The sequence below is a fragment of the Pseudohaemophilus parahaemolyticus genome, assembly GCF_938021905.1.
GTDB classification, from domain to species: domain Bacteria; phylum Pseudomonadota; class Gammaproteobacteria; order Enterobacterales; family Pasteurellaceae; genus Haemophilus_A; species Haemophilus_A parahaemolyticus_B.
The window spans coordinates 13,460-26,690 of sequence record NZ_CALIFA010000029.1 but is presented as its reverse complement, the minus strand read 5'-3'; the positions used below and the strand labels follow the sequence as shown (position 1 = coordinate 26,690).

Sequence of the window (13,231 nt, the reverse complement as noted above, 5' to 3'; positions counted from 1 at the left end):
TTATGAGCGAAAAATACACAAATGAAAAATATGTTGTAACGTGGGATATGTTCCATATGCACGCACGCAAATTGGCAGAGCGTTTATTACCTGCTTCACAATGGAAAGGCATTATTGCCGTAAGCCGTGGCGGTTTATTCCCAGCGGCAGTGCTAGCGCGTGAATTAGGCATTCGCCACGTTGAAACCGTATGTATTGCAAGCTACGATCACGATAACCAAGGTGCGTTAAAAGTATTACACGCAGCACAAACGGATGGCGAAGGTTTTATCGTTGTGGATGACTTAGTTGATACGGGTAACACTGCTCGCGAAATTCGCAGAATGTATCCAAAAGCGAAATTTGTGACCGTATTCGCAAAACCAGCAGGTGCACCGTTAGTAGACGATTATGTCATTGATATTCCTCAAGAAACTTGGATTGAACAGCCTTGGGATTTAGGCATTCAGTTCGTTCCACCTCTTGCGAAAAAATAATCATCAAAATGGGTAATGAAGTGGATTCGTTACCCATTTTCTCTTTTTACTCCCTTTATCTGATTTCCTCTTGAGGTTGTTATGAGTTTAGGTAATTTATATATTTTATCTGCCCCAAGCGGTGCAGGAAAGTCCTCTCTAATCAATGCGTTACTTGCTGATTTACCTCGCAACGAAGTACGTTTATCGATTTCTCACACCACCCGTAATTCTCGCCCAGCGGAAGAAGATGGCGTGCATTATTATTTCACTACTCACGCTGAATTTGAGGCACTGATTGAGAAAGATCACTTCCTTGAATGGGCAGAGGTATTCGGCAACTATTACGGCACATCTTTACCAATGATTGAAAAATCACTTGAACAAGGTGTAGATGTGTTTTTAGACATCGACTGGCAAGGGGCAAGACAAATTCGCCAAAAAGTACCGAATGTGAAAACGATCTTCATTTTACCTCCTTCACGTGAAGAGTTAAAAAATCGTTTAGTGGGGCGCGGTCAAGATTCAGAAGAAACCATCGCAAAACGTATGGCAGAAGCGGAATCAGAAATGAGCCATTACAACGAGTTCGATTACGTGATTGTAAACGATGATTTCCAACAGGCTTTGGCGGAACTTAAAGCCATTTTGACTGCCGAACGCTTGAAATTAGCCTCTCAAGAAATTCGTCATAAGGCGTTGATTGAACAGCTTTTAGATAAGTAAGTCATTCTAAATTTATTATTGGCGTAGGGACGGGGTTTATCCCCGTCCAAATTTGATTTTCTCAGGGAGGGGATAAAACCCTCCCCTACGAGTTAATCGCTATTTCGATGCCGATTGTTTCAAAAAAATTAGTATTTTATAAGGAACATTAATGAAACTATCCAAACTCGCATTCTCTGTGGTTTTAGGCTTAGCCCTCTCTGCGTGTTCAAATATGAGCAATGATGGCAGCCTAGACCAAGCAAAACAAACCTATCAAAATTACCAAGATATTACTAAACAATTCTCTGTTGATGAACAATGGTGGCACGGTTATAACGATCCACAACTGAATGAATTAGTGGAACAAGCGATTAAAAATAACGTAGATCTTGCAAAAAGTGCCATTGCAGTAAATCGTGCCCTTTATAATGCAAATTTAGTGGGAGCAAACCTTGTACCAACCTTTAGCGGTTCAGCTTCATCATCGGCATCAAAAGGTGTTGGATCAAGTAACAATACCAATTCTGTTGGCACTTCAACGGTAAATAATACCGCAAGCTTTAACTTAAGTTATACTATCGACTTATGGCGTCGTTTAGCAGACAGTGCAAGTGCGGCAGAGTGGGAACATAAAGCGACACAAGAAGACTTAAAAGCGGCTCGCCTTTCATTGATTAACTCTGTGGTGGCAACTTATTACCAAATAGCTTACTACAAAGATGCGATTGCGGTAACAAACCGCACCATCAAAAACTATGAGCAAATCAGCAATATCTTAAACAATAAATTGAAAGTGGGTGCAATCGACCCATTAGCGGTAGAGCAGGCTCAACAAGCGACGCTAAGTGCTCGTAATAGCGTGGTTGGTTTAGAAACAAGCTTAAAAACAGCTGAAAAAACAATGCGTAATTTGCTAAATCTTCAGCCAAATCAACCGCTTCCATCTCGTTATCCAAACATTCTTAACGTGAAATTACAAGGCGTGGATACTAATGTCCCTGTTTCCGCCATTGCAAACCGTCCAGATGTGGCGATGCGTTTAAATCGTTTACAAAGTGCGTTTAAAACCTTAACAGCAACCGAAAAAAGCTGGTTCCCAACTTTAACCTTAGGTGGAGCAATCTCGGGTAGTGCACGTTCAGCATCAAATGTGGCAGATAACCCAATTGCAAACGGCGTGTTCTCATTCGATCTGCCATTCTTAGATTGGAATCGTGTGAAAAATAACGTGAAAATCTCTGAGGCAGATTACACTACCGCTCGTATGAACTACGAACAAACGATTACTACTGCATTAAACGAAATTGACAGCTATTACTACACTTACAACCAGTCACGTAGCAGTTTCGGTTTATTAGAGCAAACTTACGAGAAAAACCGTAAGATCAGCACTTACTACCAAAACCGTTACAACCAAGGTGTAGCAGAATTCCGCGATTGGATTAGTGCGATGAATACCGAGCTGAGTTCACAAATTTCTTTGTTAAATCAAAAATATACGATTTTAATGAATGAAAATTTAGTGTATCAAGCAATGGCAGGGAAATATAGTCGTTAGAAAGAAGACGGATAAAGCAAAAGGCATAGTTTTGATCCGCCTCCAAGAAGTTAGACTTATGTAGTTCAAGGACTGAGTTCTGTTATTCACAGGGCTTAGTCCTTTTAGTTTCCCCTGAATGCACTCATGGTTGTAATAATAAATGCACTCATGGAGCGTTTTCTCCATCATTGGCTGGTAACACCTGAATGAGCAATGCTAAACATGCAGTTTCTGCAGAAAATTGCCCATGTTTAACCGCTTGTATTACGTTCAGTTTAAATTCAGGTGAGTAATTTAAAAAGAAAATTGTATTTGGTCATCAAAAAATCTGCACCTTAGTTAGTGGGTTGTTTAGTCCAACTTTTGGGGTGCAGATCAAACTATGTTTTTATTATTAGTGATAGAAATTAAAGTTTCGCTTTAATTGCTTCTGCAACTAATTCCGCTTCTGGGCCTAAAATCACTTGCAATCCATCATTTCCAATTTTAACGTTGCCTTTTGAGCCTAGGGTTTTGAGTTTGACTTCGTTAATGTTGTTGTGATCAACGAGGGTTAAACGTAAGCGAGTGATACAAGCATCTACAGTTTTGAAGTTTCCTGCGCCACCGAGTGCATCAATAAATTGAACTGCTCTTTCTTCTCGTGATTGATTTGTTTGTCCTTGAGGAACTACTTCGGTTTCCTCTTTTTCTTCTTCACGACCTAATGTTTTGAGGTTGAATGTTTTAATCGCAAAACGGAATACGAAATAGTAAATTACAAAGAAAACTAAGCCTTGTAGGATAAGCATATACCAGTTCACGGCAAGTGGGTTACCTGATGAAAGCACCATATCCACTAAACCCGCACTAAAGCCAAAGCCTGCGATCCATTGCATGGTTGCTGCAATGAAAACGGAGATACCTGTTAAGATTGCATGGATTAAATATAGCACAGGTGCAACGAACATAAAGGAAAATTCAAGCGGTTCGGTGATACCTGTAAAGAAAGAAGCTAATGCACCAGCTAACATAATAGAGGCAACTTTTGCTTTTTGGCTTGGTTTCGCACAGTGGTAAATAGCAAGGGCTGCACCTGGCAAGCCGAACATCATCATTGGGAAGAAACCAGCTTGGTACATACCTGTCACACCGACAGTCGCAGTACCTTCTGCTAAAGATTTTGCACCACCTAAGAAGTTTGGAATATCGTTAATGCCTGCCACATCAAACCAGAATACAGAGTTTAATGCATGGTGTAAGCCAACTGGGATTAACAAGCGGTTGAAAAAGCCGTAGATTGCTGCACCGAATGCACCTAAATCTTTGATGGATTCACCAAATGCAACGAGAGCGTTGAAAATGTGTGGCCATACGTAAAGTAAGATGAAAGAGATAAGCATCATTACGAAAGAAACAATGATTGGCACTAAACGTTTGCCGCTAAAGAAGGATAGTGCTTTTGGTAATTCTACTTGATAGAAGCGGTTGTAAAGTTCAGCAGAAATCACCCCGATTAAAATCCCGATAAATTGGTTGTTAATTTTACCAAATGCAGCGGGCACCTGGCTGGCATCAATATGTTGTAATTGAGCCACGCTTGCAGGGGAGAGTAGAGTAGTCACTACATAGTAACCGACTAAACCTGAAAGTGCTGCGGAGCCGTGTTTATCTTTAGAAAGCCCAAATGCCACCCCAACAGCAAATAATAAGCCCATATTATCAATAATTGCCCCGCCTGATTTTATCAGTAAGGCTGCAAGTTGGCTATTTGCTCCCCAACCCTCAGGATCCGTCCAATAACCAATCCCCATCAACATCGCAGCGGCTGGTAAAGCTGCTACAGGCACCATTAAGGCTTGCCCAATTTTTTGTGCATAGCTGAGAATACTCATAAGAAGCTCCTTTTGTTTTGAATGTATATAAAGAATACTGGTTTTGTATTAAAAATAGCAAGATGAATGATATAAATTTGTGAAGTTGATCACTATATTTAATTTATTAAAATGGCGTAATACTCTAAAAGTATTTTATTTGTATATTGTAAAAATTCCTAAAAGAGTAGAAATAAAAAGAGTGTGACATTGATCACAGAATAGAAATTTAACCGTTTTGCTTTATTGACAGAGATCCCGTAAGAAAATATGATTTAACCAAATCATTTTATTTTAAAAAGTGATTGTTTCACTTCATTTTAAAAGAATGAGTTTACTGGTTGTGTTTTCAGTTTTTTATTGAGAAACGATAGGAACACAATGAGTTTTTCATCACACACAAGGAGTCTAATATGACTAAATATTGTTCTTCCCTCAATAATGAGTCTCGTCGTCATTTCCTTAAAGTTGCAGCGGGTGTTACTGCAGGTTTTGCATTTAGTGGTTCATTAGGTACATTTGTGCCAAATGCAGTGGCAAGTGGTATTAAAGGTAAAACCATTGAAGCAGGGATCGCATACCCGCTTTCAACAGGTTTTGACCCAATGACATCAAGTGGTGCTTCACCATTTGCAGCGAACTTGCATCTTTTTGAAGGCTTGGTGGATTTACACCCTGCAACTCGCGAGCCTTATCTTGCATTAGCAGCGAAAGAGCCAGAACAAATTGACGATACCACTTGGCGTGTAATGATTCGTGAAGGGGCAACCTTCCATGATGGTAAACCAGTTACCGTAGAAGATGTGGTATATTCATACAATCGTATTATGGATCCTGCGAATAAATCTTTATTCGTGATGTTTATTGATTTTGTTGAGAGCGTGAAAGCAGTGGATGATAAAACTGTTGAGTTCAAACTCAAATATCCATTTGCGTTATTTGCTAAACGCTTAACCATTGTGAAAATTGTACCGAAACACGTGATTGAAGCGGTAGGTCAATCCAAATTTGATGCTCACCCAATCGGTTCCGGCCCGTATAAATTCGTTTCAGCGGTAAAAGATGACAAAATCATCTTTGAAGCTTATGAGCCTTATAACGGTAAATATCCAGCATTAGTGGAAAAAATGTCGTGGTTCTTGTTATCTGATGCAGCAGCTCGTGTTACTGCACAAGAATCTAAACGTACACAAGCGATGGAAAGTGTGCCATATCTTGACATTCCACGTTTGAAATCGAAAAAACAAACCGTTAAATCAGTGCAATCATTCGGCTTGTTATTCTTAATGTTTAACTGCGAAAAAGCACCATTTGACAATCCAAAAGTACGTCAAGCATTACACTACGGTTTAGACAGACAAAAATTAGTAGACTTTGTGTTCGATGGCAATGCAGAAGCCTCAACCTGCTATGTACAAAGCACTCACCCAGATTATATGAAAGCGGCAACGCAATATGAATATAATCCAGAAAAAGCGGCGGCATTGTTAAAAGAAGCAGGTTTAACTGAGCTTAAATTTGAATTACTTTCAACCGACCACGACTGGGTGAAAGAGTGTGCACCATTAATTTTAGAATCTTGGAATAAAATCCCAGGCGTGAAAGTGACGCTTCAACACTTACAATCTGGAGCATTCTATGCAAACAACGTAGATGTGGGCTCATTTAGTGTGGGTATCGCCCCAGGGGATCCATCTGTATTCGGTGACGACTTAGACTTATTATTAAGCTGGTGGTACCGTGGTGATGTATGGCCAAAACGCCGTTTCCGTTGGAGCAATACGCCTGAATTTGCGAAACTTCAAGGTTTCTTAGATGGTGCTGTACGTGCGGCAAACCACGAAGAAGCACGCAAACTTTGGAAAGAAGCGTTCGATCTTATTGCAGCTGAAGTACCACTTTATCCAATCGTTCACCGCAAACTTCCATCTGCGTGGGATGAAAGTAAACTTGAAGGTTATCAACCATTGGCAACAACAGGGGTATCTTTCTTAGGTGTTGGTCGTAAATAATTCGGTAAAATCAACCGCTCTTTAAAATGTTGGGTTGTTAATTCACTCTCTCCCCTTGTGGGGGATGAAAATAAACAACCCACATTCTATTCTTAAACACAACTCTGCCATATATTCTCTATATTCGCAGTGATAACTGGGGACAACATGGAAATTATACTTCGCTTACTTTTCCGCCGATTGATGGCATTGCCCGTGATGATTTTGGGAGTAACCGCACTTGTATTTGTGGTACTTCAATTCACTCCTGGCGATCCCGCCACTGTTGCATTGGGTGAAAGTGCATCAGAAGCGGCAAAAGAACTTTATCGTGAAAGCCACGGCTTAAATGATCCACTTTTCGTACAATATTTCCGTTTTCTCGGCAATTTATTCTTCTTTGATTTTGGGATGACAATGCCGCCAGAGCTTCCAATTAGCGGTATGATTGCAAAATCGTTCCCAATTACCCTCCAACTTACTTTAATTGGTGTGGTATTTGCTGCGGTGGTTTCATTTACACTTGGTGTGTTAGCGGCACTTTATCGTGACAGCTGGGTAGACCAAGTGATTCGTTTAATCTCTGTTGCGGCAGTCGCAACGCCATCTTTCTGGCTCGGTATTTTACTTATTCAATGGTTCTCGCTTGAACTTGACTGGCTACCATCTGGTGGTTTTGTGCCATTTGGTGAAGATCCAAGCGGTTATGTGCAATCAATGATCTTACCTTCACTAGCATTAGCAGTGCCTGTATGTGCGTCTTTAATCCGTGTGGTACGTACTACCATGGTAGAAGAAATGGATAAAGACTATGTGCGTACTGCAATTGGTAACGGTGTGCCATATCCAACCGTGATTCGCTATAACGTGTTACGCAACGCCTTAATTACGCCTGTGACTGTTCTTGGTTTACGCGTGGGCTATTTATTAGGTGGTGCAGTGGTTATCGAACAAATCTTCGACTTACCGGGTATGGGTAAATTGATCTTCAACGGTATCGTGAACCACGATTTAAACTTGGTGCAAGGTGTGGTATTAACTATCGCATTTACATTCGTGATTGTGAATATCATCGTGGATGTCTTGTATGTTCTAATCAACCCTAAAATTCGGAGTCTATAATGTTTCGTCAAGGTTTAGCACAGCGTTTAGCGATGGGCGGAGCACGTTTCAAAGCACTCTCACCCGCTTCAAAAATCGCTTTAGTTTTCTTAGTTTTAGTGGCATTAGTGGCAGTTTTTGCACCAGTGGTCGCAACGCACGATCCATTAGCGGCAATTGCCCGTATGCGTCCACCAAGTGGTGATTTCTTATTCGGAACAGACCGCTTGGGTCGCGATATTTTCTCTCGTATCGTTTATGGTGCTCAGACATCACTCTTTATCGGTTTAGGTGCAGTAGGTTGTGCGATTCTCTTTGGGGGCATTCTCGGAGCAACCGCTGCAACCGCAGACCGCTGGGGTAATGAGATCATTATGCGATTGATGGATATCTTGATGGCATTCCCAGGTATCGCATTAGCGGCTGTATTACTTGCTACATTCGGTAACACAGTGCCAGTGATTATCTTCACCATCGCCGTGGTTTATACACCGCAACTTGCTCGTGTAGTGCGTGCAAACGTGGTCTCTCAATGGGATGAAGACTATGTGCGTGCAGAGCGTGTAATTGGCGGTAGCCGCACTTACATCTTACTCAAACACGTAGTTCGCAACACTGCGGCACCTGTATTGGTTTTCGCAACCGTAATGGTAGCAGATGCGATTGTGTTTGAAGCTTCACTCTCTTTCTTAGGTGCAGGCGTACAACCACCACATCCATCTTGGGGTAATGTGTTATCGGAAGGTCGTAACATCGTGTTAAACGGTGCATGGTGGGCAACAACCTTTGCGGGTGTGATGATTTTACTGACCGTATTAGCGTTAAACATTCTTGCAGAAGGCTTAACTGATGCATTAGTTAACCCACGTTTGAAAGCAAGCAAAAAATCTGAACACAAATCAGATGAACGTTTATCAACTGACGTGCAAGAAGCATTGGGCGAAGGTTTGGCACTGAAACGCTATCTCTTACGCTTACACGATAAAGAAGTTACCCGCACTGACCGTATGCAACTTAACAGCAATGCGAAACCAATTTTACAAGTGAAAAACTTGTCGATTCGTTTCCCAAATCGTTATGGTGACATTCCTCTTGTGGATAACATCAGCTTTACTGTAAACGAAGGTGAAACGATGGGATTGGTGGGCGAATCTGGTTGTGGTAAATCAATTACGGCGTTCTCCATTATGGGCTTATTGCCGAAAACCGCGAAAATCACAGGTGAAATTCTTTTCACCGACCGCAGTGGCAAACAACATAGCTTGTTAAATTCAAACCATTTAGCGGATCTACGCGGTACAGAAATCGCGATGATCTACCAAGACTCTTTGAGTGCATTAAACCCATCAATGCGTATCAAAGATCAAATGAACCAACTGATTAAACGTGGTAGCAAACATACCGCTGAAAAATTGTTGGAATGGGTACACTTAGATCCAAACAAAGTCTTGAATCGTTATCCGCACGAATTATCTGGAGGACAACGCCAACGTGTGGTAATCGCAATGGCATTAACCCGCGAACCGAAACTCTTAATTGCGGACGAACCAACCACTGCATTAGACGTAACTGTTCAAGCAGAAGTGGTGAAATTGCTCAACGAATTGCGTGAGAAACTCGGCTTTGCGATGGTATTCGTGAGCCACGATTTAGCCTTAGTCGCACAACTTGCACACTCCATCACCGTAATGTATGCAGGTCAAGTGGTGGAAACTGCGCCGACATCATCCTTATTGGCACATCCAACCCACGAATATACCCAAGGTTTATTAGGTTCTGTGCTTTCAACTGAAGTGCGTGCGGAACGCTTATACCAAATCCCTGGTAGCGTCCCGTCTCCATACGACTTTGCCATCGGCGACCGCTTCGCAAGCCGTTCATTACGCCCAGAAGCTGACCCGAACCAAAAACTCGTATTAACGCCAATCGAAGGCGATGCACAACACCTATGGGCTTCGCATTTAGCAGGCAAAGTAGCTGAAACTAAAGTCGCAAGTGAGGCATAATATGAGCAGTATCAAAGTAATCAAAGAACAAAACATCATCGACTTAGAGAACATTGTGGTGCAATTCCCTTCTCGCGACGGCTCGTTGTTTAATCGCAAAAAATTCACCGCCGTGAATAACGTTTCTTTAGGTATTAAAGCAGGCGAAACCATTGGTTTGGTGGGCGAATCTGGTTGCGGTAAATCAACGCTGGCGAATGTGATGATCGGTCTTTTAAAACCGACTTCAGGCACGGTAAAATTTAACGGCTTACAAATGGAATATGGTAGCTCAGAAGCACGCAAACGTTTTGGTCGCCAAGTCTCTGTGATTTTCCAAGACCCAGCCACTGCGTTAAACCCACGAATGAAAGTGTTGGATATTTTGAAAGATCCGATGGATATTCATAATATTCTGCAACCACACGAACGTGAAAAACGTGTGTATGAATTGCTTTCACGCGTAGGGCTTCCACGCTCTGCCGCAGCGGTTGAGCCAACTCGCTTATCTGGCGGTCAGAAACAACGTGTTGCGATCGCTCGTGCCTTAGCGTTAAATCCAAGCCTGATTGTGGCAGATGAACCGACGTCCGCACTCGATGTTTCCGTCCGTGCTCAAGTACTAAACTTATTGGCAGACTTGAAAAAAGAACTCAACCTTGCCATGGTGTTTATTTCACACGACATCCAAACTGTCCACCAAGTATCTGACCGCATTGTGGTAATGAACGGCGGTAAAATTATGGAAATAGGTACTACTGCAGAAATTTTTGAAAACCCAACGATTGACTACACCAAAAAATTGCTCGGTGCAGCACCATCATTGTTGTAATTGATTGCAAAAGTTTTTGCAAATTTGACCGCTCTTCAGAGTGAATAACAGGCGAGGAAACTCGCCTGAGTTTTTTCAAGATGTTGATGTTTAAAGAATACCCCCTCTTTAGCAAAGCGGGGGCTAGATAAGAGGATAAATCTATAATGCCCAACATCCAAATTACCCAAACCCTTAAAACCGATCTCCTTATCGTAGGCTCAGGCATTGGTGGCTTGAGCTGTTCCGTTGAAGCCCACAAAAAAAGTATCAATCACATTCTTATCACTAAAACCCAACTTGGTTCTGGGGCAAGTTTTTTTCCACTGAAAGCAAGCCTTGGCATTCAAGTGACAGGCGATGAGAGTGATAAAGCCTTGTTTCAGCAAGATATTGAACGTGTTGCACAAGGGATGAACAATCCTGAAATCGTCAAAGCCTATATTGAAGATTCACCGCAAGCGGTTGAATTATTGAATGAAATTGGCTTCTGTCCGTGGAAACGTAACGATAACCGCCCTGCTTGTTTTGCCAAACACGCCCGCCCGATTTATCTGATTAAAGAATGGCAAAAAGCACGTAAAAATGCGGAGGCGATTATTGCTCAACAAAATACGACGACGTTGTTTGAAAATGCTAGCCTTGTACATATCGCAACTGAAAATCATCGCGTAGTAGGGGCGGTTTTTGCTTACCAACCTCCAGAAAAGAGCGGTCGAAAAATCGTTTATTTTTACGTGCAAACTTCCGCGATTATTCTTGCCAGTGGTGGCATTGCTGGGCTTTATAAAGATAATCTTTACCCTGCTGATGTGATTGGAACTACCCATTTTCTTGCTTTGCAAGCGGGTGCGAAGCTAACCAATTTAGAGTTTATTCAGTTTATTCCTTCGTTTATTGCCCCGAAATACAAAGTGCTGTTTGGTGAACATACGCTGAAATATTGCACTGCGGTAACGGATAAAAACGGAAACTCATTATTCCCTGATTTATCGGCAGAAGAATTTGCCCAAATGGTTGCTGAACGCAGTGCCTACGCACCATTTTCGGTCGATTTTGACTGCGTAAAATTCGACTTACGCATTATGCAATATCTGCTCGAAAATCCAGAAGAACAGGGCGTTTATTTGCACTATTCGTCAAAACTTTACCAAGATCAAACAGAATTCTACCGCGTTTATTTAGATTGGCTGAAAGCCGATGCGGGGATCGATTTATTAACTGATCGCGTGTCGATTGCACCATTCGCCCACAGCTGCAACGGAGGCATTGAAATTGACACCAACGCAGAAAGTGCGGTGCAAGGCTTGTTTGCAGTGGGAGAAGTCTCTTCTTGTATTGAGGGAGCAAACCGCTTGGGCGGCAATTCTGTTGGCGGAAGTTTAGTGTTTGCCAAACGTGCAATGGCAAAAATTGAGCAAGATTTAACCGCTTGCCAAGATGCAACGATAGACGAACAAGCGGTTGAAAATGCCAAAAATTTTGCAGAACAGGCATTAAACCGTTTACATAATAAAAATGCAGATACGACGCTCAGTGCTTCGCAAGTGCTGAGCGACATTCGCCAAGCAATGACAAAATTCGCCAATGTTTATCGTACTGAAGAGAACCTTTGCAAATTACAAGAAAAATTAGCGCGCTTGGAGCGAGCATTTGATCCAATCTCGAATGCTGATTTTCAAGGTATTGAAATTTTCTACGGCTTAAAAACGGCTCAAGCAGTGGTGAATGCGATGTTAGTGCGGAAAGAGAGTAGAGGGGCTCATTATCGGGCGGATTCTCAAGGAAAAATGTGATCTAAATCACAAATTCAAACATTTCTACTTGGAACATTGGCAAATTCCCGTGAAAATATAGACCCTCTCTATTTGTCTAATTTGTCATTTAATTTCAGAAGGAAAAAAATATGAAAATGACTTTAAAAGTAAGTGTATTAGCGACGTTATCTGCATTAGTCTTAACAGGTTGTGCACATCATCAAATGGATGCAAAAGCACACGCGGAAGCTCAATTGCAACAACAAGCAGTAATGGGCATTAACTGGATGCAAGATTCGGGCGAATATAAAGCGCTTGCCTACCAAGCTTATAACACGGCTAAAACTGCCTTTGATCATGCAAAAGTAGCTAAAGGTAAGAAAAAAGCGGTGGTAGTAGATTTAGACGAAACGATGCTAGACAACAGCCCATACGCTGGCTGGCAAGTTCAAAATAATAAAGGGTTTGATGGTAAAGATTGGACACGCTGGGTTGATGCTCGACAATCTCGTGCAGTTCCTGGTGCGGTAGAATTTAACAACTATGTTAATTCACACAAAGGTAAAATGTTCTATGTAACCAACCGTAAAGATAGCTCCGAAAAAGCAGGTACAATTGACGATATGAAACGTTTAGGCTTTGAAGGTGTGGACGAGTCAGTGCTTTACTTGAAAAAAGATAAATCAGCGAAAGCTGCTCGTTTTGCGGAAATTGAAAAACAAGGCTATGAAATCGTCCTTTATGTAGGCGATAACTTAGATGACTTTGGTGATACAGTGTACGGTAAATTAAATGCAGAACGCAGTGCATTTGTAAAAGAAAACCAAGCAAAATTTGGTAAAACTTACATCGTATTACCTAACCCGAACTACGGTGGCTGGGAAGGTGGTTTAGCCAAAGACTATTTTAAAGGCGATGCTCAAAGCAAAATCAAAGCTCGCTTAGATGCAATCCAGGCTTGGGATGGTAAGTAGTTTTCGCTAATGAAATATAAAAAACGGCTTAATATTTAAACTATTAAGCCGTTTTT

The 13,231-nt window shown here is 41.7% G+C and carries 10 protein-coding genes and 1 pseudogene; 9 read left to right on the top strand and 2 right to left on the bottom strand.

Annotated features, from left to right (window positions below):
* Positions 1 to 2 precede the first annotated feature (2 nt).
* The 3 genes from gpt to tdeA all read left to right on the top strand — a co-directional run bounded on the left by gpt (position 3) and on the right by tdeA (position 2,721).
* A complete protein-coding gene (gene gpt, locus QMF79_RS02480) occupies positions 3 to 476 on the top strand; it encodes a xanthine phosphoribosyltransferase (protein ID WP_005705687.1) in 474 nt (157 codons plus the stop codon).
* 81 nt (positions 477 to 557) lie between these two features.
* Positions 558 to 1,181, top strand: coding sequence for a guanylate kinase (gmk, locus tag QMF79_RS02475; RefSeq protein WP_281772629.1), 624 nt, complete (start codon positions 558 to 560; stop codon positions 1,179 to 1,181).
* 151 nt (positions 1,182 to 1,332) lie between these two features.
* Positions 1,333 to 2,721: a toxin/drug exporter TdeA gene (gene tdeA, locus QMF79_RS02470; protein ID WP_281772628.1), complete on the top strand. Its 1,389-nt coding sequence runs from the start codon at positions 1,333 to 1,335 to the stop codon at positions 2,719 to 2,721.
* 63 nt (positions 2,722 to 2,784) lie between these two features.
* On the opposite strand, the pseudogene QMF79_RS02465 reads toward tdeA, so the two are convergent.
* A pseudogene (locus QMF79_RS02465) lies at positions 2,785 to 2,889 on the bottom strand (IS3 family transposase); the annotation flags it as partial.
* A 221-nt stretch (positions 2,890 to 3,110) separates the two neighbouring features.
* Complete coding sequence (nagE, locus tag QMF79_RS02460) at positions 3,111 to 4,577, bottom strand: N-acetylglucosamine-specific PTS transporter subunit IIBC (protein WP_111426977.1); 1,467 nt, start codon at positions 4,575 to 4,577, stop codon at positions 3,111 to 3,113.
* A gap of 392 nt (positions 4,578 to 4,969) precedes the next feature.
* Here nagE and QMF79_RS02455 point away from each other — a divergent pair, with 392 nt between their 5' ends.
* The 6 genes from QMF79_RS02455 to QMF79_RS02430 all read left to right on the top strand — a co-directional run bounded on the left by QMF79_RS02455 (position 4,970) and on the right by QMF79_RS02430 (position 13,175).
* Positions 4,970 to 6,568, top strand: coding sequence for an ABC transporter substrate-binding protein (locus QMF79_RS02455; protein WP_111426978.1), 1,599 nt, complete (start codon positions 4,970 to 4,972; stop codon positions 6,566 to 6,568).
* A 147-nt stretch (positions 6,569 to 6,715) separates the two neighbouring features.
* Positions 6,716 to 7,669, top strand: a complete 954-nt coding sequence (locus QMF79_RS02450; RefSeq protein ID WP_111312239.1) for an ABC transporter permease — start codon at positions 6,716 to 6,718, stop codon at positions 7,667 to 7,669.
* A complete protein-coding gene (locus QMF79_RS02445) occupies positions 7,669 to 9,654 on the top strand; it encodes a dipeptide/oligopeptide/nickel ABC transporter permease/ATP-binding protein (RefSeq protein ID WP_111426979.1) in 1,986 nt (661 codons plus the stop codon). Before QMF79_RS02450 ends, QMF79_RS02445 begins: the two co-directional genes overlap by 1 nt.
* Before the next feature lies 1 nt (position 9,655).
* Positions 9,656 to 10,465, top strand: a complete 810-nt coding sequence (locus tag QMF79_RS02440) for an ABC transporter ATP-binding protein (RefSeq protein WP_111426980.1) — start codon at positions 9,656 to 9,658, stop codon at positions 10,463 to 10,465.
* Between the two features lie 146 nt (positions 10,466 to 10,611).
* Complete coding sequence (locus QMF79_RS02435) at positions 10,612 to 12,240, top strand: FAD-binding protein (RefSeq protein WP_111426981.1); 1,629 nt, start codon at positions 10,612 to 10,614, stop codon at positions 12,238 to 12,240.
* A 110-nt stretch (positions 12,241 to 12,350) separates the two neighbouring features.
* Positions 12,351 to 13,175 carry a 5'-nucleotidase, lipoprotein e(P4) family gene (locus tag QMF79_RS02430; protein ID WP_281772627.1) on the top strand — a complete coding sequence of 275 codons (825 nt, stop codon included), beginning with the start codon at positions 12,351 to 12,353 and terminating at the stop codon, positions 13,173 to 13,175.
* Positions 13,176 to 13,231: the final 56 nt, after the last annotated feature.